Origin of the sequence: Pseudomonas urmiensis, from assembly GCF_014268815.2 — a bacterium.
In the GTDB taxonomy this organism is placed as follows: domain Bacteria; phylum Pseudomonadota; class Gammaproteobacteria; order Pseudomonadales; family Pseudomonadaceae; genus Aquipseudomonas; species Aquipseudomonas urmiensis.
Genome location: NZ_JABWRE020000001.1, coordinates 2104467 through 2127748, shown reverse-complemented (window position 1 = coordinate 2127748; position 23282 = coordinate 2104467). Strand labels below are relative to the sequence as shown.

At 62.1% G+C, this 23282-nt stretch carries 19 protein-coding genes; 6 read left to right on the top strand and 13 right to left on the bottom strand.

Features of this window, described 5'->3' with window-relative positions; translation table 11 throughout:
• Positions 1-159: 159 nt before the first annotated feature.
• Complete coding sequence (locus tag HU737_RS09355) at positions 160-792, top strand: SEN1982 family lipoprotein (RefSeq protein WP_186554522.1); 633 nt, start codon at positions 160-162, stop codon at positions 790-792.
• Positions 793-1020: 228 nt separating this feature from the next.
• On the opposite strand, the gene HU737_RS09350 is transcribed toward HU737_RS09355, so the two are convergent.
• The 10 genes from HU737_RS09350 to proV all read right to left on the bottom strand — a co-directional run bounded on the left by HU737_RS09350 (position 1021) and on the right by proV (position 14589).
• Entirely contained in the window at positions 1021-1896 is an 876-nt protein-coding gene (locus HU737_RS09350) for an AEC family transporter (RefSeq protein WP_186554523.1), read from the bottom strand.
• 148 nt (positions 1897-2044) lie between these two features.
• Positions 2045-2953 carry a formate dehydrogenase accessory protein FdhE gene (fdhE, locus tag HU737_RS09345; protein ID WP_186554524.1) on the bottom strand — a complete coding sequence of 303 codons (909 nt, stop codon included), beginning with the start codon at positions 2951-2953 and terminating at the stop codon, positions 2045-2047.
• The gene (locus tag HU737_RS09340) at positions 2950-3582 is read right to left on the bottom strand and encodes a formate dehydrogenase subunit gamma (protein ID WP_186554611.1); all 633 of its coding nucleotides are present in this window, start codon (positions 3580-3582) and stop codon (positions 2950-2952) included. Before HU737_RS09340 ends, fdhE begins: the two co-directional genes overlap by 4 nt.
• A complete protein-coding gene (gene fdxH / locus HU737_RS09335; protein WP_186554525.1) occupies positions 3582-4463 on the bottom strand; it encodes a formate dehydrogenase subunit beta in 882 nt (293 codons plus the stop codon). The genes HU737_RS09340 and fdxH overlap by 1 nt, the downstream gene beginning before the upstream one ends.
• Positions 4464-4476: 13 nt before the next feature.
• The gene (gene fdnG / locus HU737_RS09330; RefSeq protein WP_186554526.1) at positions 4477-7527 is read right to left on the bottom strand and encodes a formate dehydrogenase-N subunit alpha; all 3051 of its coding nucleotides are present in this window, start codon (positions 7525-7527) and stop codon (positions 4477-4479) included.
• Between the two features lie 1299 nt (positions 7528-8826).
• Complete coding sequence (locus HU737_RS09325) at positions 8827-9780, bottom strand: helix-turn-helix transcriptional regulator (RefSeq protein WP_186554527.1); 954 nt, start codon at positions 9778-9780, stop codon at positions 8827-8829.
• A gap of 465 nt (positions 9781-10245) precedes the next feature.
• Positions 10246-11301: a GlxA family transcriptional regulator gene (locus tag HU737_RS09320; RefSeq protein ID WP_186554528.1), complete on the bottom strand. Its 1056-nt coding sequence runs from the start codon at positions 11299-11301 to the stop codon at positions 10246-10248.
• Between the two features lie 58 nt (positions 11302-11359).
• The gene (proX, locus tag HU737_RS09315; RefSeq protein ID WP_186554529.1) at positions 11360-12388 is read right to left on the bottom strand and encodes a glycine betaine/L-proline ABC transporter substrate-binding protein ProX; all 1029 of its coding nucleotides are present in this window, start codon (positions 12386-12388) and stop codon (positions 11360-11362) included.
• A gap of 58 nt (positions 12389-12446) precedes the next feature.
• Positions 12447-13397, bottom strand: a complete 951-nt coding sequence (gene proW / locus HU737_RS09310) for a glycine betaine/L-proline ABC transporter permease ProW (protein ID WP_186554530.1) — start codon at positions 13395-13397, stop codon at positions 12447-12449.
• A 31-nt stretch (positions 13398-13428) separates the two neighbouring features.
• On the bottom strand, positions 13429-14589 hold the full coding sequence (gene proV, locus HU737_RS09305) for a glycine betaine/L-proline ABC transporter ATP-binding protein ProV (RefSeq protein WP_186554531.1): 1161 nt from the start codon (positions 14587-14589) through the stop codon (positions 13429-13431).
• A 352-nt stretch (positions 14590-14941) separates the two neighbouring features.
• Between proV and HU737_RS09300 the strand changes: the two genes are divergently transcribed.
• Positions 14942-15919, top strand: a complete 978-nt coding sequence (locus HU737_RS09300; protein ID WP_186554532.1) for a LysR substrate-binding domain-containing protein — start codon at positions 14942-14944, stop codon at positions 15917-15919.
• Between the two features lie 101 nt (positions 15920-16020).
• Positions 16021-16905: an alpha/beta hydrolase gene (locus tag HU737_RS09295; protein ID WP_186554533.1), complete on the top strand. Its 885-nt coding sequence runs from the start codon at positions 16021-16023 to the stop codon at positions 16903-16905.
• A gap of 25 nt (positions 16906-16930) precedes the next feature.
• On the opposite strand, the gene HU737_RS09290 is transcribed toward HU737_RS09295, so the two are convergent.
• The 3 genes from HU737_RS09290 to HU737_RS09280 all read right to left on the bottom strand — a co-directional run bounded on the left by HU737_RS09290 (position 16931) and on the right by HU737_RS09280 (position 19526).
• On the bottom strand, positions 16931-17662 hold the full coding sequence (locus HU737_RS09290) for a hypothetical protein (protein WP_186554534.1): 732 nt from the start codon (positions 17660-17662) through the stop codon (positions 16931-16933).
• A gap of 99 nt (positions 17663-17761) precedes the next feature.
• Positions 17762-18553 carry a histidinol-phosphatase gene (hisN, locus tag HU737_RS09285; protein WP_186554535.1) on the bottom strand — a complete coding sequence of 264 codons (792 nt, stop codon included), beginning with the start codon at positions 18551-18553 and terminating at the stop codon, positions 17762-17764.
• A gap of 67 nt (positions 18554-18620) precedes the next feature.
• Entirely contained in the window at positions 18621-19526 is a 906-nt protein-coding gene (locus tag HU737_RS09280; RefSeq protein WP_186554536.1) for a LysR substrate-binding domain-containing protein, read from the bottom strand.
• 270 nt (positions 19527-19796) lie between these two features.
• Between HU737_RS09280 and HU737_RS09275 the strand changes: the two genes are divergently transcribed.
• The 3 genes from HU737_RS09275 to HU737_RS09265 all read left to right on the top strand — a co-directional run bounded on the left by HU737_RS09275 (position 19797) and on the right by HU737_RS09265 (position 23226).
• Complete coding sequence (locus tag HU737_RS09275) at positions 19797-21077, top strand: dicarboxylate/amino acid:cation symporter (protein WP_186554537.1); 1281 nt, start codon at positions 19797-19799, stop codon at positions 21075-21077.
• 8 nt (positions 21078-21085) lie between these two features.
• Positions 21086-22546, top strand: a complete 1461-nt coding sequence (gene cuyB, locus HU737_RS09270) for a cysteate racemase (protein ID WP_186554538.1) — start codon at positions 21086-21088, stop codon at positions 22544-22546.
• A gap of 95 nt (positions 22547-22641) precedes the next feature.
• Entirely contained in the window at positions 22642-23226 is a 585-nt protein-coding gene (locus tag HU737_RS09265) for a nucleotidyltransferase family protein (RefSeq protein WP_186554539.1), read from the top strand.
• Positions 23227-23282 lie beyond the last annotated feature (56 nt).

The following is a 23282-nucleotide window of genomic DNA, read 5'->3' as shown; positions in this document are numbered from 1 at the left end:
AGCCACAAAACTACCCTGCACTGCGCGCAGCAACGCTTTGCCAACTGCGTCCCGATGCCGTCTTGCCACGATTGCGCCCCTCTAGCGCGTGGGTTTTAATCCCGACCCACCGGTCATTCCGGCATCTTTTCGCACTCCGCTATTCAAGGACGCACGACCATGTACAGGACGCTCGTACCGCTGGCGCTATTGGCCACCCTGGCCGGTTGCTCGGACACCAAGGACGCCACCGAAGCCAACTTCCGGCAAGCCGCCCAAGCCTACCTCGACACCCAGTACCCGCATTGTTTCGTGGTCAGCTCGTTCCCGACCAAAACCAAGGACTTCGACGTCAACGGCACCAACAAGGCCCTGCATGCCCTGGCCCAGGTGGGTGTGGTCAGCGAGAAAGAGATCTCTCGCACTGAAGTCCCCGAGCGCCTCTGGCAGCCAGCGCGTACCGACATCTACTACGCCTATGACCTGACTGACGAAGGTCGCAAGTACTACAAGGCCGATGGCCAGAAGCTGATGAATGGCAAGACCGTCGGGGGGCTGTGTTTTGGCAAGGCGCAAGTGACCGGGATCGATCAGTACACTGAACCGGGCGAGATGATGGGGCAGAAAATCTCGCGAGTGACCTACGCCTACACGATCACCGACCTGCCGCCGTGGACGGCCAATGATGGCGTCAAGGCCAACCTCTCTGGGTTGGACAAAGTGGTTGCCAGTGCCCAGGCACCCTTGAAGGAAACCCGCGCGATGGTGCTGACCAACAACGGCTGGGTGCATGAGCGATTGATTGCCAAGTGATGCCCAGGGCCGCTTGCGAACTTATCCGTTTGAGGTGGCGGCGCTACTGGCCCCTTCCGCCTTTACGGCGGCTTACTTTTCTCTTGGGAGAAGTAAGCAAAACCGCTCGCTCCTACATACGGCCCTGCGCTGCGCTACGGGTCCCTTCGCGCCGGCGCGAGGGGATCCCGCCACGGCGGGACTGATGGTGGAGCGAAGCGTTTTTTGAGCACAGGGCAACGCCCTCCCTCAGAGCCACCAGGCCAGCACCACCGGCAACCAGACAAACGACAACACCGTCGAACACATCACCAGGTTCGCCACCTGCTCCGGCGAGCGGTTGGCGCGCACCGCCAGCAGGTAGTTGAACACCGCCACCGGCATCGACGACTGCACCATCAGCACCGCCTTTTCCATGTGCTCAAGCCCCAGCAGCGCACCGACGCCCCAGCCCACTGCCCCACCCAGCACGATGCGCAGGCCGCCGAGCAGCATGCCGCTGCCGACGTGATGCAGGCGAATGCTGGCCAGCGACACCCCCAAGGTCAGCAGCATCAGCGGGATGGTCATGCCCCCCAGCAGATCTGCGGTATTGGCCAGCCAGCGCGGCAGCTCCAGGTTGAAGAAGATGATCGGCATCGCCCCGGCCAGGCTGATCACGATCGGGTTGCGCAGCATCGCCTTGACCGAGCTGGCGTTGCCGGAAAGCACAATACCCAGGGTGAACTGGAAGATCGACAAGGTCAGGAAGAACGCCACCGCCAGCGCCAGGCCGTGCTCGCCAAACGCATACAAGCTGACCGGCAAGCCCATGTTGCCGGTGTTGGGATACATGAACGCCGGTAGCAGCACCCGCCAGTCCCGCCCGCACAGACGGCTGACAATGACACCCGCCAGGGCCATGCCTGCCATGCACAGCACACAGGCCAGGGCCATGCTGGTGAAGGCGCTCTGGTCCAGTTTGGTCCGGCTGAGGGTCGACAATACCAAGGCTGGGGTACCGACGGTCATGACGATGCGGGCGATGAATTCGGTCGGGTAGTCGATACCGCTGCGGGCCCAGGCATAGCCGATGCCTGCGACGATGAACACCGGAGCCAGAACAGCGAACAGCGAAGCCAGCATGCAGCATGCCCTCCGTGGCGATCAGACTGATCGGCCGAAAAGTCAGCATTATGCCGCACCCTCGCCACCGCGGCGCAAGCCCGCCTCTACCCGAATACCTCAAACCCTGTAGGGGCTTGCCCGCGATAGCGATGAATCGGTCAACCCTTCAACCCGGGAACAAAAACGGATTGATACTGCTGCGGGCATACCCTTCGCGCTCAAGCTCAGCATCCAGGAGCAAGGATGCAAGGTCATCGGCGACCGGCTCCAGCCCCTGATCATGCTGGTAATAAAACACCTTCAGGTAACTTTCGCAGTCGCCACAGCTCTCGGCCTTCACCGCGCTGTCCTGGCGATCCAGCGACCAGTAGTCGAGCTTGCCCGTACTTTCACAGTTGCTGCACTTGGCCCGCACCATATGCCAGCGGCTTTCGCACAATCCACACTGCAGGTAACGCAGGCCGGCCCGCTTGCCGGTGAGGATCACGCTGGCCAGCGGCGCACTGCTGCACACCGGGCAATACTGGCGCTGCTCGCCGACAGCCGCCTGGGCGCTGGCCGGCAAGGCGGCGGCAAGCTGGCTGAAGTAGAGCATCAGCGCCGCCCAGAAGAACACCGCCTGGCCACTGCCAACCTGGTCGTAGCGACCGTGCAGCAAATGCTCTGCGCAGGTTTCACGCTGCTCGGCAGTCATGCTGGCAATGCTCCGCAATGCGGCCGCCACGGGCGCGCTGGCATCGGCCGTGAGGTGCTCCAGCAACTGCTTGAGCAGCGCCTGCCAATAGGCCGAACGCGGCAGGCTGCGCACATCCAGTGGCGCGCCCTCGCCTACCCGCCCTGCCAGGGTCTGCAGCTCTTCGTCGGGCACCGGCAGGTTGTCCAACAGCGCCTGCTGGGCCTGGGCAATGCGCGCGGCGAATGCCAGGTACGCAGCCTGATCATGGCCCTCGGCCAACTGGCGCAAACGCGCCGCACGCTGGCCGTAGTGGTTGCGCAGCTGCGGCAGCAACAAGGCGCTGATCTCGCCCACGCCGCCGCTGGCCTGCTCCACGGGGGTTAACTTGATGCTGCTCATTTCTTGTCACTCTTGGAAATCTGCTGGTACCAGCGGTCGTGGTGCGATTTGGCCCAGCTACGCGACACGTAACCGGTAACCATGCCGCGGATCGAACCCTTGACCCAGAACGCCAGGTAGGCGTGGCCAATAATCAGCAAGATCAGCGAGATCCCGGCCACGGCATGGGTGAACAGCGCGATGCGAATCAACGGGATGCTGAAATAGTCGGCAAACCACGGCCGCCAGATCACCACGCCACTGAGCATCAACAGGCTGATCAGGCCCATGATTCCCCAGAACAGAATCTTCTGCCCGGCGTTGTATTTACCGATCTGCAAGGGCTTGCTGTGATCGCCCGCCAGCACCGTCTTGACGTTACGAAACCAGATCGCGTCCTGGCGCTCGGGCAGGTTGTACTTCACAAAGCGCACGAACAGGAACATCAACACCACGAACACTACCACCCCCAGGAACGGGTGGAGGATGCGCGCCAGCTGTGGCGTGCCGAACACGCCGTTGAGCCAGTTCAGCGACGGGAAGAACCACGACAGCCCCGACAGCGCCACCATGAAGAAGCAGATGACCATGAACCAGTGGCTGGCGCGGTCGATGAAGCGGGTCCGCAGGATCAGTTTGTCCTTGTTCATCATGCGCTCTCCTTCTCATCTTCTTCGACTTCGTTAGGGCCAACGCCGATGTAGTGGAACACCGTACCGGCGAGGGTGGCGAAGAACGCTGCCGCAGCCACTGGCTTGAGCCAGCCTTTCCAGCCTTCGATGGCGCCGCTGATGCGCGGATCTGGGTTGAGCTTGTGGTACAGCTGCGGCTTGTCGGCGTGTTGCAACACATAGAACACATGGGTGCCGCCCACCGCTTGCGGGTCATAGATACCCGCGCCGGCAAAGCCGCGGCCGTGCAGCTCGGTAACGCGCTCCTCGGCCTGCACCAGCATGTCGGCCTTGCTGCCGAAGTTGATCGCACCGGTCGGGCAGGTCTTGACGCAGGCGGGCTCCTGGCCGACCGTCACCCGGTCGACGCACAGCGTGCATTTGTAGGCCTTGTTGTCCTTCTTGCTGATGCGCGGCACATCGAACGGGCAACCGGCCACGCAGTAACCGCAGCCAATACAGTGCTCGGACTGGAAATCGACGATGCCATTGGCGTACTGGATGATCGCGCCCGGTTGTGGGCAGGCTTTCAGGCAGCCAGGGTCGGCGCAGTGCATGCAGCCATCCTTGCGGATCAGCCACTCGAGTTTGCCCGCCTCGTTCTCGTGCTCATCAAAGCGCATCAAGGTCCAGGTATCGGCGGTGAGGTCGGCCGGGTTGTCGTAGACACCGACGTTATGGCCGACTTCATCGCGCAGGTCGTTCCATTCATTGCACGCGACCTGGCAGGCCTTGCAGCCGATGCAGATGCTCACATCGATCAGCTTGGCCACTTCGGCCTGGTGATCGCGCGCGCGCGGCGCCGGGGTGAACGCGTGGGTCGCCGAACGGCGGATGATGTCTTGGGATTGCAGGGACATGTCAGTCGCTCCGTCAGGCCTTTTCCACGTTCACCAGGAACGCCTTGTATTCCGGGGTGTTGGTGTTGGAATCACCGATGCCAGGGGTCAGGGTATTGGCCAGGAAGCCCTTGCGGGTCGCGCCTTCATAGCCCCAGTGGCACGGGATGCCGATGGTGTCGACCGGCTGCCCGTCGATTTGCAGGCGGCGGATCCGCTTGGTCACTACCGCCTTGGCCTTGATATAGCCCCGCTTGGTAGTGACCCGCACCAGGTCGCCTTGGACGATGCCCTTTTCCTTGGCCAGCAGTTCACCGATCTCGATGAACTGCTCGGGCTGGATGATCGCGTTGAGCTTGGAGTGCTTGGTCCAGTGACGGAACAGCTCGGTGATCGAGTAGGTGGTCGCCACGTAAGGGAATTCTTTACGGTCGCCCATGCGCGCCCGGTCACTGTCGTACAGCCGCGCCGTGGGGCTCTTGCTGACATTGGGGTGCAGCGGGTTTTGCGCCAGCGGGCTTTCGGTCGGCTCGTAGTGTTCCGGGAACGGCCCATCGTTCATGGCGCCGACCGAGAACAGCCGGCCCACGCCCTCGGGGAGCATGATGAACGGGTTGGTCTGGGTGCCCGGGGCGATGTTGACCGGGAAGTCGGGCACGTCGATGCCGCTCCAGCGACTGCCGTCCCAACCGATGACCTTGCGCTTGGCATCCCACGGCTTGCCCTGCGGGTCGGCCGAGGCACGGTTGTAGAGAATCCGCCGGTTCTGCGGCCAGGCCCACGCCCAGCCCGGGGTGCAGCCCAAACCGCTGTCGGCATTGTCGCGCCGGGCCATCTGGTTGCCAGCCTCGGTCCAGGAGCCGGCAAAGACCCAGTTGAAGCACATGGTGCTGCCGTCGTCGCGCAGCTGGCCGAAGTTGTCCAGTAACTGGCCCTTGCGCAAGATCAGGTTGCCCTTGTCGTCGCGCAGGTCGGCCAGGGCGTAGCCATTGGACTCCTTGGCCACTTCTTCCGGGTCAGGGTCGTAGGGATTCTTGTAGTCCCAGGCCATGTTCAGCACCTGCTCGGGGCACGCGCCGCCTTCAGTGCGGTACAGCTCGCGCAGCTTCATGAACAGGTGGCCGAGGATCTTGCCATCATGCCAGGCCTCGCCGGGTGGCGCGGCGCCTGCCCAGTGCCATTGCAGCCAGCGCCCGGAGTTGACGATCGAGCCATTCTCCTCGGCAAAGCAACTCGATGGCAGGCGGAACACTTCGGTCTGGATCTGCCCAGGATCGACATCGTTGGACTCACCGTGGTTCTGCCAGAAGCTCGAAGTCTCGGTGGCCAGCGGATCGATGATCACCAGGAACTTGAGCTTGGCCAGCGCCTGGGCAGCCTTGTTCTTGTCCGGGAAAGCGGCAATCGGGTTGAAGCCTTGGGCAATGTAGCCGTTGACCTTGCCCTCGTACATGCGGTTGGAGAAGTTCAGCACGTCATAGCTGTCGTCCCACTTGGGCAGCCAGTCAAAGCCCCAGTCGTTGTCGCGGGTAGCTTTGTCGCCGTACAGGCTCTTCATCAGGCTGATGAAGAACTTGGGCGTGTGCTGGTAGTAGTTGACCTGGTCGGGCAGCTGGGCACTGGGCGTGGTCTGCTTGAGGTATGTGGCAAGCGTGGTCTGCTCATCGGACGGCAGGTTCATGTAGCCCGGCAGGCGCTGCGAGAGCAGGCCCAGGTCGGTGTAGCCCTGGATGTTGGAGTGCCCGCGCAGGGCGTTGACGCCGCCGCCGGCCATGCCGATGTTGCCCAGCAGCAACTGGATCATCCCCGAACCGCGGATCATCTGCGCGCCGGTGGTGTGGTGGGTCCAGCCAAGGGCATAGAGGAAGGTCGCGGTCTTGTCCGGCGCGCTGGTGCTGGCCATGATCTCGCAGATTTCCAGGAAGTCGTCCATGGGCGTGCCGCAGATCTGGCTGACCACTTCTGGGGTGTAGCGGCTGACGTGTTGCTTGAGCAGGTTGAACACGCAGCGCGGGTGGCTCAGGCTCAGGTCGCGGCGGGCGTGGCCGTGCTCGTCCAATTCATAGGCCCAGGAGCTGCGGTCGTAGCGTTTGCTCTTGGCGTCGTAGCCGCTGAACAGGCCATCATCGAAGCTGTAGTCGCTGCGCACAATCAACGAGGCGTTGGTGTAGGCGCGCACGTATTCGTGCTGGATGCGGTCGTGGGTCAGCAGGTAGTTGACCATGCCCATCAGGAAGGTGATGTCGGAGCCGGCGCGTACGGGCGAGTAGATGTCCGCCACCGAGGCGCTGCGGTTGAACCGTGGGTCGACGACGATGACCTTGGCGCCGTTGCGAATCTTCGCCTCGATCACCCACTTGAAGCCCACCGGGTGCGCCTCGGCCGGATTGCCACCCATGATCAGCACCACGTTGGCGTTCTTGATGTCGACCCAGTTGTTGGTCATCGCGCCACGGCCGAAGGTCGGCGCCAGGGCGGAAACGGTCGGCGCGTGACACACCCGCGCCTGGCTATCGGTGCCGAGGATGCCCAGGGCACGGGTGAAGCGCTGGTCGAGCGAGCCGGTTTCGCTGCTGGCTGCCGAAGAGCAGAGCATGCCGGTCGACAGCCAACGGTTGACCGTGACGCCCTTGGCGTTCTTCTCGATGAAGTTGGCGTCGCGGTCATCCTTCATCAGCCGGGCGATGCGGTCGATGGCATAGTCCCAGCTGATCCGCTGCCATTTGTCCGAGCCTGGGGCGCGGTACTCGGGGTACAGCAGGCGTTGCTCGCTATGGATGTAGTCGACCAGGCCAGCGCCTTTTGGGCATAGCGAGCCGCGGCTTACGGGATGATCGGGGTCGCCTTCGATGTGGAAGATCCGCGCCTTGGCGTTTTTCGCGCCATCGCCCAGGCTGTACATCAGGATGCCGCAACCGACCGAGCAATAGGTGCAGTTGTTGCGGGTTTCCTTGGCGCGCAGCAGTTTGTACTGGCGAGATTGGCTGGCATTGGCCACTGCCGGGCCGAAGCCGAGCGAAACAGTGGTGGCTGCCGCCGCACCGGCGGTACAAAGTTTGAAGAACTGTCGTCTGCCAAGTGCCATGAATTTCTCCTCATGCAGGCCCGGGTTAATCACAGGCAAGTAGGCGCGGTGGCGTGGGCCACTCTGTTATGAAGTGTGAAAAAGTCCGTGGACGGAGTGTTAGGCCGACGCGGCGTTAGTTGTCGAAATCGGCGGTTTACTTTTCGCGGGCCGGATTGCTCCCACAAAGGTCGCGTAGCGTTCATTGACGCTACAACCCCAGTAGGCCGGGCTTTTCCGCGAAGAGGCCGGCTAATTTTCTACCCGCCCCATGCGTCAAATCAGCACGCGCCCGCCATTGTAATGACCCTACAACAAGTGAGCCAATTGACCCGTTCGATCATTTGATAAGTTTTATCGATCAACGGGCTGATTAGCTAAAATAAGTGCTGACTGTATTGATCTGGATCAAGAAATCGCTCAACCCTGTAACTAAGCGTGCAACTCAATACGACCAAAGTAGGTGGCGGAATAATTCTCACTTTCGCAGTAGATATTTAAAAGCATCGTCTTTAGTTAGACGTTTGGGGTAATGGTCTTGCACGCTCTTGGACTCTTGGGCTGCGAGCTTATCCATTGGATGTGGCGATGCCACTGGCACCTTCCGCCCTTACGGCGGGTTACTTTGTTTCAGGCGAAAAAAAAGTAACCAAAAAATTCTGCGCTCCACCATCCGGCCCTACGCTGCGCTTCGGGTTCCTGAAGGCGCGAAGTTAGTGGCGGCGCCTGGGCTGGCGTTATCTGGCGATAGTGACAAATGGGGTGGATTGTCGGACGTCATCGCGGGGCAAGCCCGCTCCCACGGGTACCGCCAGCCGTAAGTGCGGAGCGGTATCTGTGGCAGGTTTGGTGGATATTCCGGCCTCTTCGCGGGCTTGTCGGGGCGCCGAACCGCCGCGAAGAGGCCGGAACAAACAACACAAAAGAAAAATTCAGACCTTGGCTTTGGCTTTGGCTTTGACTTTGGCTTTGGCTTTGGCTTTGGCGAGAGCGTAGCGATTCACTGCTCTTGATCTTCGTACGCGCAAGTTCAGGCGCCGCAGATTCGCGACTTCAGGAGGCTGAGCAGAGGTGCCTGGAGGGCCAGGTGCGCCAGCACCCTTCGGCGCAGCCGAAGGCGCGAGATGTAGATTTGCGCAGCAAATCGTAGGCCGCGCGGGTCCGGAAGGCGCCGGCGCGAAGGGACCCGAAGCGCAGCGCAGGGCCGTATGTAGGAGCGAGCGGTTTTGCTTACTTTTCCCAAGAGAAAAGTAAGCCGCCGTAAGGGCGGAAAGGTGAATCAGCGTCGACCACAAAAATGGATATGCTCAAAAACCAAAACTACCGCCGCCGCAACGTCTCAGACGGCAACTCCCCAAACCGCTGCCGATAACTCTCCGAAAACCGCCCCAAATGCATAAACCCATAATCCATCGCCAACTCAGTCACACTGCGCACCGAGCAACTCGAATCACTCAAACACTCATGCACCCGCTCCAACTTACGCTGGCGCACATACTGCTTAGGGGTAGTCCCCAAATGCCGATCAAACAACACATAGAACGACCGCAAACTCATGCAAGCCTGCTCCGCCAACGCCTCAGCCGGCAACTCAAGCTTCAGGTTACGCTCGATGTAATCCAAGATCCGCTCCAGGCTAGCCCCCGGCGCCCCAAGGCTCTCACGGCGGATGTTGGTACTCATCAAAGTCAATAATTTGCTCGCCACGATCTGGCTGTAGTGCCCCTGCACCCGCGGTAACGAGTCACTGACCTCAGCCTCATGACACACCATCGCCAGCAAATTGACGAAGCCATCGAGCTCTTCCAACCGATAATGGTTGCGCAAGAACCGTACCCCACCACTGGGCCGATACCAACGCTGCTCATCGCAAATCGAATCGAGCAACCGCGTCGGCACCTTGAGAATGAATTTCTCGCAGTCTTGCGAGTACGTCAGGTCAACGGGATCATCCGGGTTGATCAGCAGCAGCTCGCCCGGCACCAGGTGATGCTCGCGCTGCGGCCCGCGCCACAGGCAGTTGCCGTTGAGCAGCACCTGCAGGTGGTAGATGGTTTCCAGCGCCGGTGAGGTAACCCGCACACTGCCGCCATAGCTGATCCGGCACAGGTCCAGCTCGGCGAATTTGCGATGGCTCAGACTGGCCTGGGGATGGGTGGAGCGCGACAGGCCGATGCAGTGCTGGCCGACATGTCGATTGACATAATCGGATACAGCATAAGGATCAGCATGATGGAACACGCTGCTGCGCTCGCTCAACAGGCGGCTTTCCATAGGCAAGGCACTCGGCTCGTTATTGTTCTGGTCGCCGCTTCCTACAGGCACATGGCCCGTGGTCGCGGTCGTTCACGGTCATTCTATAGGGCCGGTTGCAGGTGACAGCGGGCAAGTGACAACCGGTGGCTTGCTCACACACTAAGCAATATGGCGGGGGTTAGGCAATGCGACCTAGGCGAAGGGCGGGCGGATAGCGGACAGCATAGGGCATGTGATTGTCCGATTATCGAACGCTATTGCGCTGCAGCAGTACCGGCCTTTTCGCGGGGCAAGCCCGCTCCCACGAGTGCGGGCCTGTAGATAGATGTCGCTGTGTGTATATCTGACTTTGCGGGGTGTCCTGGCCTCTTCGCGGCCCGCGGCCCCAAGGGGCTGTGCTGGCACAGCAAAAAACCCACTGCAACATGGATCCCTGTGGGAGCGGGCTTGCCCGCGAAGAGGCCAGCCGAGCATACCCATCTATCAGTGCACAGCGCCCTCTGGCCGACCCGCCCAGCCCTGGCTGCGGGCGCGAAACTGCCTCGGCGCAATGGCGAACAACTCACGGAAGCGCCGGTAAAAATGCGGAAAACTGACAAAGCCGCTGGCCACCGCCACTTCAGTCAGCGACTTGCTCGTATGCTGCAACAGCTGCCGCGCATGGGTCAGGCGCAGCTCCAGATAATACCGGGGCGGCGTTGCCTGCACATGGCGGCGGAACAACCGCTCCAGGTGGCGCCGTGACAGCCCTGCATGCTGCGCAATCTCATCGATGCCGATAGGGTCTTCGATGTTGGCATGCATCAACTCCAGCGCCAATCGCACGCCACGCGGAAGCGTTGGGTCGATATCCGGCGCAGCAGCCGGCATATCACTCAACACCCGCGAACGGTCGCAAGCCAGCATTTGCTCCACCGCCCGGCGCAAGCCTTCGCCGCCACTGTGTTCGAGCAAGCCAAGCATCATGTCCAGCGCACTGCTGGCCCCCGCGCAGCTCATGCGCCGCCGATCCAGCACATGCGCCTGGCGGCTGACCCGCACCTGCGGGAACAGCTCGTTGAGCATCGCCCGACCATCGGGGTGAAACGCGCAGTCGTGGTCGTTGAGCAGGCCAGCCTCGGCCAGAAAGTACGCCCCGTTCCACAAACCGCCCAACAGCGCCCCATGCAGATCGGCCTGGCGCAGTTTGCCGCGCAGCAGGGAGCTGCTTTCCAAGCGAACCCGAAAACCACCACACACCAGCAGTACATCCAGACCCTGCCCTTCGAGATCGGCCAGGGCAGTATTGACTGGCAGGGCAATTCCCAGGTCGCTCATGACCTGGGCGCCCTCGCCCACCACCAGGATCTGGAACAGCGGCGTGGAGCTCATCAGGTTGGCGGTGACCAAGGTGTCCATGGCCGCTGTGAAGGCCATCATGGAAAAGTGCTCACGCAAGACAAACGCCACCCGCCGACATGGCAGGGCCAAGGCCGTGCGGCCAGCCGGATCGAGGTGGGCCAGGTTGCTGTTCTTCAATACGCTTTCGAAATGACTCATGGCTCAACTCCACCGCCAGCCTGTGCCCCGGCATTACCGGGGCGGATGGAAACGACCGTTAATTGCTCGCCTGGCTGGCGGCGCCGCGGGCGGCCGACAGCCATTGGTCGAACTGCTGGCGATGGGCTGCGACCCACTCCTTGGCGTGACGCTCGATGTCGGCGGGTTTCTTCTCGCCCTGCTGCATCTTCAAGTTCTGCGCACTCTCGTCAGCGGTAGTGAGCTGCATCTGCGAGAGGAACTTGGCAGCCGCCGGATTTTCCTCGGCGAAGTCTTTGTTGAGCACCGCTTCAACCTTGTCCACGGCAAAACCGAGGTTCTTGCCTTGGTACATGGTGTCGACCGCGTTGTTGCCATCGGGCAGATCGGTTTTCGGGACTTCCAGCCAGACCACGTCCTTGTCTTCCACCAACACCGTGGAGATCCACTGCGGCACCCAGGTGAAATAGAGGATCGGTTTGCCTTCCTTGTAGCGGGTGATGGTGTCGGCCATCAGGGCGAAGTAGGAGCCCTGGTCGACATGTACGGTTTTGTCCAGGTCATAGGCTTTGATGTGGTGGGAGATCACCAGCTCGCAGCCCCAGCCTGGGTTGCAGCCAGTCAGGTTGGCCTTGCCGTCGCCGTCAGTGTCGAACAGCTTGGCGATTTCGGGCTTGTTCAGGTCGGTGATGTACTTGATGTTGTGCGCTTGGGCGGTTTTCTTGTCGATCAGGTAACCCTGGAGCACGCCGGGCATGATGTCGCCGGCCTTGACCATCACCTGATCGCCACCGGCCTGCTGGTAGAACTTGTCGTGCAGCTTGTCCCACAGGTGCACGGTGAAATCGGCATCGCCGTTGGCCAGGGCGACCATCATCACCCCGTACTCGGTTTCTTTCGGCTCCTGGACCTTGTAGCCCAGCTCGCGCAGGCCTTGCATGGCGACTTCGCCACGGAAGCGCTCTTCGGCGATCGAGGGGAAGATCGGCGTCACCTTGACCCCCTCGCCCGGCCGCTCGGCCGAGGCGTTGGCGCACAGGGCGGTGGCGACCAGAGACAGCGCGCAGGCGCATTGCAGGATGCTGCGGGAGAACTTCGATTCGTACATCGTCGCGTACCTTTTTCTGCTTGTTATGTTCACGTGCGGCAGTTCGAATGTGTTTGTCTCAGGCGGTCTTGCGCCGCTCTGCGTGTCCTGCACCAAACAGGCGCAGGACCAGGCCCACTGGCCCTGTGTGGTACCAGCGCAGGCTCGGGTCGGCACTGCTGCGGGCGCCCATGGCCTGGGTCAGGCGGTCGAGGAAGATCGCCAGCAACACCAGGCCCATGCCCCCGACCGTGGCCAGGCCCATGTCCAGCCGGCCAATGCCGCGCAAGACCATCTGCCCCAAACCGCCGACCGAAATCATCGAGGCGATCACCACCATCGACAGCGACAGCATCAGGGTCTGGTTGAGGCCGGCCATGATGGTCGAGGTGGCCAGCGGCAGTTGTACCCGGGTCAGCATCTGCCGGGGCGTGCAGCCAAAGGCACGGGCGGCTTCGATCTTGTCTTCCGGCACCTGGCGAATCCCCAGGTTGGTCAGGCGTACCAAGGGCGGCAAGGCAAATACGATGGTGACCAACACCCCAGGCACGTTGCCGATGCCAAACAGCATCACCACCGGCACCAGGTAGACGAACGCCGGCAGCGTCTGCATCGCATCGAGCACCGGCCGCACCACCTGCTCCAGGCGATTGCTGCGCGCACAGAAGATGCCCAGCGGAATGCCGATCACGGCGCAGAAGAACACCGAGGTCAACACCAGCGCCAGGGTGGTCATCGACGCCGACCACACGCCGATCAGGCCAAGCAGGGTCAAGGTCACAAAACACAACAGGGCCATGCGCTTGCCCGCCAGCTGCCAACCCAGCAGGGACGAAAGCAGGATGCCGATGCTCGGCGGGATGCTCTGCAAGATCATCTCGATGCCATTGAGCACTTGGTCGATCGGCCAGCGAATGGCGCGGAACACATCGCGAAAGTTGTGCACCAGGAAGTTAAGGGTGGCTTGCACCCAGTCACCCAGCGGTATGGTGGCCGACTGGAACGGGTCGAGCAGACTGAATTCGGACATTAGGGCTTACCTCGGCAAGGGTCGCTGACGCTTAGTGGCGGCTCAGGGTCTGCAGCAGCTGGTTCTTCGACAAGGTGCCCTTGAGCGCTCCCTCGCGGTCGAGGACCGGCACCGGGTACGGCAGCGTGGCGGCGATATCCAGCACCTCGTGCAGCGGCGTGTCGGTGTATACCGGTTGCCGTTCGTGCAGGCTGTAGCGATCCGTGGCCGCGGCGCCGTCGGCAGCGGTATCGACCACACCCAGCAGTTGCCCGCACTCGTCTACCAGGTAGCCGAACGGCACCCCGGCCCTGAAGCGTGGCGCCTTGCCGTTGACCCGGCAGACCAGCTCTGGGTCGAACTCGGCGACATCGCCGGCTTTGAGCACGCGCGAGCTGTCAAAGCCCTTGAAGAAGGTGCGCACGTAGTCGTTGGCGGGCTGGTTGATCAGCTCTTGCGGGGTGCCGATCTGCACGACTTTGCCGCCTTCCATGATCGCGATGCGATGGCCGATGCGGATGGCTTCTTCGATGTCGTGGGAAATGAAGATGATGGTGCGTTGTTGCTCGGCCTGCAGGCGGATCAGCTCGCCTTGCATTTCACTGCGGATCAGCGGGTCGAGGGCGGAGAAGGCCTCGTCCATGAGCAAGATGGTCGGATCGTTGGCCAGTGCCCGGGCCAGGCCAACGCGTTGCTGCATGCCGCCGGACAGCTGGTGCGGGTAACTGTGCTCGTGCCCGGCCAAGCCGACCTGGCTGAGCGCTTCGCGAGCACGGCGAGTGCGCTCCTGCTCGGCGACCCCGGCGATTTCCAGGCCAAAGGCGGTGTTTTGCAGCACGCTCATGTGGGGCATCAAGGCAAAGGATTGGAACACCATGCCCATTTCCTTGCGGCGTACATCGAGCAGTTCCTTGTCGGATAGCCCGGTGATTTCCCGGCCGTTGAGGTGAATGCTGCCAGAGGTAGGCTCGATCAGGCGGTTGAACAGCCGCACCATGGTCGACTTACCGGAGCCGGAGAGGCCCATGATGACGAAGATCTCGCCACGCTTGACGGCAAAGCTTGCATCGAACACGCCGACCACATGGCCGGTCTTGCTGAAGATCTCATGCTTGTCGGCGCCTTTGCGCAACATCTGCATGGCCAGGTCCGGGTTGGGACCAAACACCTTGAAGATGTTGTTCACCGAGAGAATTTCATCGGCCTGCTTCATACGACCCTCTTTTATTATCTTTATAACCAAATTCACACTTCGCACTGGCACGCCGTGCAGGCGTTGAATGTCAGTACGAGGACGCTTGGCAGTCGTTCAAATCGGAACGTGGAGTCAACCCGGCACGCAGAAATTCCTGCTGTAAAATTATCGACATCGATCGCTTCAATGCCGCGCCGTTGAGTTAACGTTAGGCCTCGGCGAATAGCGGGTCCAACGACATTTGTAGGGCGCAAACCATTACCTGGGGTTATCAATATGGCCAGGGTGGTGATCGTGGTTTACCACCTCACTGCTTAATCGCTACAGTGGTCAGCCCGCCCCGCTGACAGCAAGGATCTGATCTGCCCTCATGGTCAAACACACCGAGCCCGATCAGACCCTGATCAAGATGCCGTCGCTACGCGCCGTGAAGGTGTTCGTCGCGGCCGCCAAGTATCAGAACTTCACCCGTGCCGCCGAAGCGTTGTGCGTGACCCAGGCCGCCGTGAGCCGGCAGATTCGCGAGCTGGAAGCGCACCTTGGCGCGCAGCTGTTCACCCGGGTAGGCCGCGCCGTTGAGCTGACCGTGGCCGGTTCGATCTTCTTCGATGCGGTGCAGTTATCGTTCGTCAATATTTCCCAGGCGGCCGAGCGCATTCGCAGCAACACCACCACCAAGCACGTGGTGACCCTGTGCTGCTCGCCGGCGTTCGCCAACCTCTGGCTTGCACCGCGCCTGCCACTGTTCTTCGAACAACATCCAGACATCGACATCAACCTGATCACCACCCAGAACTTCCTGTCGATGGAACCAGGGGTGCGTCCGGATATCTTCATCACCAAGCTGGGCAAGATCCACGACGGCTACCGCTGCCTGGCGCTCAACCATGATGTGGTCTACCCGATCTGCTCACCGCAGTACCTGGAACAACACCCTGAGCTGTGCACGCTGGACAACATCCGCGATGCCGCACTGCTCAACCTCAGCCCCTACGGCCGCTCGCAAGTGGCCGAGCATGTCGACTGGGACGTTTGGCTGGCCTTTCACAATATCGACCTCAAGCGCCGCGCCAGCCAGGCGCCGCACTACTTCAACGCCAACGACTACAACCTGCTGGTGCAGCTTGCGCAGAATCATCAAGGGGTGGCGCTGGGCTGGCATCATCTGGTTGCAACCCTGGTCGAGCGCGGCCTGTTGGTGCGGCCGGTGCCGCATGAGCTGGTGCTCAAGGATACCTTCCACTACCTGGCGTTCAACGAAGAGAAGGAGCATGACTCCAGTTGCCGGCGCTTGCGCGATTGGTTGTTGGGGCAGTACCAGCAGCCTGGGGAGCAACAAGCGGGTTAGTTGCCTCTGAGGCGCTGACTGACACAACCTGAAATCATCCGAATACGCCACTGGGCAATTTCCCCGACAAACCCACTACGGCTTCTGATAAAACGCCCCTCATGCCAACTCCCCTGCTCGATCATCTCAAACGCCGCTGGCTCAGCTGGCTGTGCGTGGCCCTGCTGTTGGTCGGCCTACCGACCGGCTGCGCCGTGCTGCAACACAAAGAGCGCGAACTGGTGTTTCGCATCGAACCCGGTAACGCTAGCTGGTTCCACGGCCTGCCGGCAGGCGTCCAGGAACTCCAATTGCGCCCGCGCAGCTTTGCCGACAATCAAAGCCTGCACGCTTGGTGGTGGCCGGCGCGGCGCGCCGATGCCCCCGCCATCCTCTACCTGCACGGAGTGCGCTGGAACCTCACCGGGCAGCTGTTTCGTATCGAACAACTGCATGCCATGGGCTATTCGGTATTAGCCGTGGATTACCGCGGCTTCGGCCAGAGCCGGGGCGATCTGCCGTCGGAGGCGACCGTCTACGAGGATGCGCGCATCGCTTGGGAGCGCTTCGCGCAACTGCAGCCAGACCGCGACAAGCGGCTGATCTTCGGCCACTCGCTGGGCGGCGCGGTGGCCGTTGAGCTGGCCGCAGAACTGGCGCGCCAGGCGCAGAGCGCCGGTGCTCCCTCCGCCGCTCGTGGTTTGATCCTGGAGTCGACCTTCACCTCCCTGGGCGATGTCGCCGCCGCAGTGGCTGACACCGCGCTGCCGGTGCGTTGGTTGCTGTCGCAGAAGTTCGACTCGATCGACAAGATCAAGGATGTCGGCATGCCGGTGTTGTTGGTGCATGGGCAAGATGACCGATTTGTCCCGCCGCGCTTTAGTGAGCAGTTGTATGAAGCGGCGCAGGAGCCCAAGAGCTTGTTGCTGGTGCCGGGGGCGAGCCATAACAACAGCATGCGTTTGGCTGGGCAGCGCTATCAGCAGGCGATTCGTGGACTGCTTTGATAGCGATTCGAGGGCCTTTGAGCTCTCACTGAACCGGCAAGAAATTCATCAGCAACAAGCTCTGCGCATAATTCAGGCCGATCCGCCGATAGCGCTCGTCGAGCATCTGTGCCAGCAGATCCAGGCGCGCGACGATCTTGCCGAACTCCACGGCAAAACTCAGGTTACTGCCCACCTCGGAAATCTCATTGGAAAACAGCAGCAACACGCCATTGGCATCCTGGCGTTGGCTGAGCATCCAGGTAGCTTTTTCGATGTTGCGGGCGGCGTTGTTGACGAACAGCGGGTCAATCGCATCGGTCATGTAGAACTCGGTGCGCCCGCCGTGGGCAGTGATGATCATGCTGCCAATGGCGTAGATGAAGGCACCCACCCGATCGCCCCGGAACTCGGGGCTCAAGGCATAGCTCAAGGCCGCCAGGTCACGCCGTTCGCCCAACTGCGCCAAGGGCTGGCGCTGCTCGATCGCCACTCGAATCTGCCGCTCGGCGGTAGCGGCATCGAGGTAGCCGGACTGTTTCCACTGGCTGGGATTGCGCAGGTAGAGCTTGTTCATCAGCAGGTACAAACTCTGCAGATTGTCGCGCATCGACAGCGTGGCCATGCGGTCGACGCTGGTCTGGAACAACTCGCTGGGCTTGCCGTCACCGAACTGGCTGACGATGTCGCGCCCCTGTTGCTGGGTGCACGCGCACAGGGCGATCAGGGCGCCTGCCAGCAGCAGGCGCGAGCAATGTCGGGAGACTGGGACAACCATTGGCACCGGGGTCTGAGATCAACGACGGGGCCGGGGATCGGCTCAGCCTGACCAGACATAGAGCGCGGAAAGTTGAAAAAGTGCAGTGAAGGCCACGCATCACATCGCGTGGCGCAACATCTCCAGCACCTGGGCATGCAACACCGGATCACCACAGGCCACCACACACCCGCCGTTCTGCGCCGAGCTACCGTCCCAGGCGGTAATCACCCCACCCGCCCCTTCGATGATCGGCATCAGTGCCTGCACGTCATACGGCTGCAGGCTGGCCTCGACGATCACATCGACAAAACCCGAGGCGAGCATGCAGTAGGCGTAGCAATCACCGCCATAGCGCATCAAGCGCGCCTGGCCAGCCACCGCTTCGAAGGCCGCCTTGCGCGCCGGGGTATCGAACATGTCCGGCGTGGTGCACATCAAGGTCGCCGAGGCCAGGTCGCTACAGGCGCGGGTCTTCAGTGCAGCGTTGCCCAGCCAAGCGCCTTCAGGGGTACCGACGAAGCGCTCGCCGGTAAACGGCTGGTTCATCACCCCCACGCGCGGGCGCTCACCGTCGTTCAAGGCTATCAGCGTGCCCCACAGCGGCAGGCCGGTAATGAACGCGCGGGTGCCGTCGATCGGGTCCAGGACCCAGGTCAAGGGGCTGCTGCCTACTGCCACGCCCTGCTCTTCGCCAAGAATGCCGTGCTCGGGATAGCGCGCCTGGATCAACGCACGCATGGCGTCTTCTGCCGCTTTGTCGGCCACGGTCACGGGGTCGTACAGGCGTCCGCCTTTGTCCTCGACGTCCAGGCTGGCTCGGAAATACGGCTGGATCGCCGCAGCGGCGGCATCGGCCAACTGTTCGGCAAAGGCGCGGAATTCGCCAATCTGTGCAGCGCTCAGGGACATGGGGCAGGCCTCTTGGAGTGATGAGGGGCGCATCATACCCGACGCTATGCGGCTCGGTCAGGTCCGATCACGGCACATCCTTCTCCAGCGAGCGCCACAACTCGATCATGGTCGGGTTGCTGTTGCCGGTTGCCTTGAACGACCAAATCTCCAGATCTGCGCACCACTGTGCGCCGCCCGCGTGCACCAGGCGGCCGGCGGCCAGTTCATCCTGCGCGGCCGATTCCGGCAGCCAGCAGATGCCATAGCCCTCGCGGGCCATCCGCGACAGGTGCATGGCCATGTCCGCTTCATGAAAGCGCTCCAGCGCCAAGGGCTGGGGCGCCGCGCGCAGGATCACGTCGACCACCCGGCCAAGAAACGAGGTCGCGGTGTAGCCCAGGTAAGGAATCGGTTGCGCGCTCGTGCCGGGCAGGGAGAACAGCGGCTGGCCATGCTCGTCGGGCGCTGACACTGGAATGAAGCGGTCGCTGCCCAGGCGCAGGCCGACGAACTTGTCCGGGTCGAGGAAGATCGGCACTTGCGGGTGGCTGTAGCCGATCATCAGGTCGCAGTTGCCTTCCGCCAGGGCAATCACCGCCTCTTGCACGTTGTCGGCCAACACCCGCGCGTTGAAGTATCCGTTACGGCGCTGGAAGGCGGCGAACCACTGTGGCACGAAGGTCATCGACAAGGTGTGCCCGGCGACCACCTGGATCGAACGCCCCGGCATGCGCTCGCCCCGGCGCAGTACCGAGCGCAACTGCATGAAGGTGGCCAACGCTTCGCCGCCCTCCTCGCAGAACGTCTGCCCAGCCTGGGTCAGCTGCACCGGGTAGGTGCCGCGGTCGACCAATTCGACGCCGACCCACTCTTCCAACGAGCGAATTCGCCTCGATAGGGCCGACTGCGTGATGCAACGGATTTCTGCGGCGCGGGAGAAGTTCTTGGTTTGCGCAACAGCGAGCAGATCGTCGATCCATTTGGTTTGCATGGGGCGCCTAAGCAAGGAGAGATTCTGGAATGTTAAGTCGACTGGCCAGCGTCTCGCGATACAGGCGGGTAGCGGTATATGAACGCAAGATGCGAACTAAGCCGAACAACCTCAATGTTAGCGGCCTGATCGGCGTGTATTGGCTCTAATCGAAAACTATGCGCTTTTCGCATCAAACTATGGCGCGATCTCATCAGCTCCCTCTGGTTGCCCTCTTAATCTGTTCGCGTCACCCAGCCGTGGTGACTGCCAACAACAAGAGAGGTCGCGATGAACCCTAAAAAACTTCCCCGTTACATCGCCGTGGCGATCGTCCTGGGCATCCTGGTCGGCTGGTGCTGTCACCATTACGCCGAGAGTGTCGAAGCCAGCCAACGCATCGCCGGTTACTTCAGCCTGGTGACCGACATTTTCCTGCGCATGATCAAGATGATCATCGCCCCGCTGGTATTCGCCACCCTGGTCGGCGGCATCGCCAGCCTGGGCAGCTCCGGCTCGGTCGGGCGCATCGGCCTGCGGGCGATGACCTGGTTCGTCTGCGCCTCGTTCGCCTCGTTGGCGCTGGGCATGTTGCTGGTCAACTGGTTCCAGCCCGGCGCCCACCTGGACTTGAGCGTCAGCCAGGCGGTGGGCAGCCAGGCGGCGGTCAACGCCGGCGACTTCAGCCTCAAGGCGTTCATCGGCCATGTGTTCCCGCGCAGCATCGCCGAAGCGATGGCCAACAACGAGATTTTGCAGATCGTGGTGTTCTCGTTGTTCTTCGGCCTGGCCCTGGCCTATGCCAAACGCCAGGGGCACAGCGCGATCGGCAACCTGGTCGATGAATTGGCCAAGGTCATGTTCCGCATCACCGACTACGTGATGCTGTGCGCACCACTGGGCGTGTTTGCCGCGCTCGCGGCAGCGGTCACCACCCAGGGCATCGGCTTGCTGCTCGACTACGGCAAGCTGATCGGCCAGTTCTACCTGGGCATCCTGCTGCTGTGGGCGCTGCTGTTCGCGGTGGGCTATCTGTTCCTCGGCCGTCCGGTGTTCACCCTGGGCAAGTTGATTCGCGAGCCGGTCCTGCTGGCCTTCTCGACCGCCAGCAGTGAGTCGGCCTACCCCAAGACCATCGATGCGCTGGAAAAATTTGGCGCGCCCAAGCGGGTTTCCAGTTTCGTCTTGCCGCTGGGTTACTCGTTCAACTTGGACGGCTCGATGATGTACCAGGCGTTCGCCATCCTGTTCATCGCCCAGGCCTACAACATCGATTTGAGCTTCACCCAGCAGTTGCTGATTTTGCTGACCCTGATGATCACCAGCAAAGGCATGGCCGGCGTTGCTCGCGCTTCGGTGGTGGTGGTCGCCGCTACCTTGCCGATGTTCAACCTGCCCGAAGCCGGGCTGCTGCTGATCCTGGCGATCGATCAGTTCCTCGACATGGCCCGCACGGCGACCAATGTGGTCGGCAACAGTATCGCCACGGCAGTGATCGCCAACCTGGAGGCGCGTCGTGGCGAGCCACAAGCGCCTGCTGAACAACCTACCCTCGCTGCCCACAACGCCTGAGCCAGATCATGAACCCCACTCCTTCCCATGAAGCTTCGCGCACGCTCGGTATCATCGGTGGCCTCGGCGCCCTGGCCGGTGCCGACCTGTTCTCCAAGCTGCTCAAAAGCCAGCCAGTGCTGGCTGATCAGGGGCGCTACCACTTGTTGTTCGAGCAACACCCCTTCAAGGACCTGGAGCTGCCGCTCGACGCACAGGCGCGCCTGACATCGCGCAAGTTGTATGTCTACCAGGCTTGCCAGCGCTTCACCGAGCGCGGCGCCGATGCCGTGCTGGTGCCGTGTTTCGCTAGCCAGAGTGTCCTGGAAGAATTGCAGGCGGAGCTGCAAACGCCGATTCTCGACCTGTTCGACGCCGTTGCCAGGCAGGTGGCCAGCCGCGTTGCGCCAGGGGCGCGGCTGGGCGTGCTGGCTTCGGACTATGTACGCGCCTGCGGCAGCTTCGAACGGCATTTTGCCGGGCAATACCCGCTGGTTTACCCCAGTGCGAGCAGTCAGGCGCGGTTGATGGAGATCGTCTACGGCCCCCAGGGCATCAAGCGCGGCTACCTGGATGGGAGGGTGCTGGAGCAACTGCAGCAGATCTGCGGTGAACTACAGGCCCAAGGCGCTCAACTGATGCTGCCGGGCATGACTGAACTGTCGCTGCTGGCCAATGACCTGCAGCGCCAAGGCGTGGCGCTGCTCGACGCCAACCAGGTATATGCCGACTTCGCCATCAGCGCTGCGCTCGGGCCACGCCCTGCGCCGTTCAAGCTCGGCATCGTCGGCGGTGTGGGGCCAGCGGCGACGGTGGACTTCATGGCCAAGCTGGTCAGCCAGACCCCCGCCGGGCGCGATCAGGAACATATCAAGCTGGTGGTAGAGCAAAACCCGCAGATTCCTGATCGCACTGCCAATCTCCTGCACGGCCAAAGCGATCCAACCGTGGCCCTGTACGCCACCTGCAAGCGCCTGGAGCGCGAGGGGGCCCAGGCGATCGCCATTCCGTGCAACACCGCCCATGCCTATGTCGAACGGATCCAGGAGCACTTGGCGGTTCCCATCGTCCATATGCTCGAAGAGACCCTGAAGTCGATCCGCGAGGCGTATGGCGACCAACTGCCCATCGGCCTGCTGGCGACTTCGGGTACGGTGCACAGCGGGGTCTATCACCAGGTGGCCGAACGCTTGGGGCTCACCTTGAAAACGCCGGACGAGACGGCTCAGGCCCAGCTGATGCGCGCGATTTACGCTGAGCATGGGGTCAAGGCGGGATTTACCCAGGGGCGTTGTGTCGACGATCTGCGGGCGGCGGCGGTCCAGTTGGTCCGCGAGGGCGCGCGAGTACTGATTCTTGGATGCACGGAGCTGCCGCTGATCCAGCGCGCGGGCGATCAGCTGGTCGAGGGAGTCAAGGTGCACTTCGTCGATCCCACGCAGGTGTTGGCCAAGCGCTGCGTTAGCCTCAGCCTTGCCAGGCAGAGCTGAGGGGCAGCCGTGTCCCCAGGCGGGCTGTTAACATGCACCTGCCGCCAGCACCGATCCAGCGCAGGCGAACCTTGCCCTCGATAAGGACACCGCCCATGGTTTGCAAGCCAATCGCCCTGGTACTCGCCGCCGGCCGCAGCCAACGCTTTGGCGCCGACAAGCGTCAACAGCGCTTGAGCAATGGCCTCACCTTGTTGCAATCGAGCCTGTTACTGCCTTGCGCGGTGTTCGAGGAAGTCTGGCTGGCCCTGCGCGAGGACGATCCGGTGCCGCTCGACCTGCCGAGCAAGGTCCGTATCGTTCAGTGCGCCAGCAGCCGGCTGGGTCTAGGTCATAGCATCGCCGCCAGCGTCCAGCGTATCAGCGCCGTTTCCAAGGGCCAGGCGCTGGCAGTGTTTCTCGCCGACATGCCGTTCATCCACGCCAGTACCCTGGATACCCTGCTCGCCAGCGCTGCTCCTGATCGAATCTGCCGCCCCGCCTACCAAGGCAAGACCGGCCATCCAGTCATATTCGGCCGCGACTTCTGGGCCGAGCTCAGCCAGCTTGCCGGCGACAGCGGCGCGCGTAGCGTGGTCCAGGCCAACAGCCACGCAGTGCACACGCTGACGGTCGATGACCCGGGGGTATTGATCGACATCGATCGCCCCAGCGACGTGCCGCCGGCGCAGAGCGTCTAGACTGAAAGTGGATTGGCGCGCCACTTGGCCCGCAAACCAACAACGGCATGAACGGG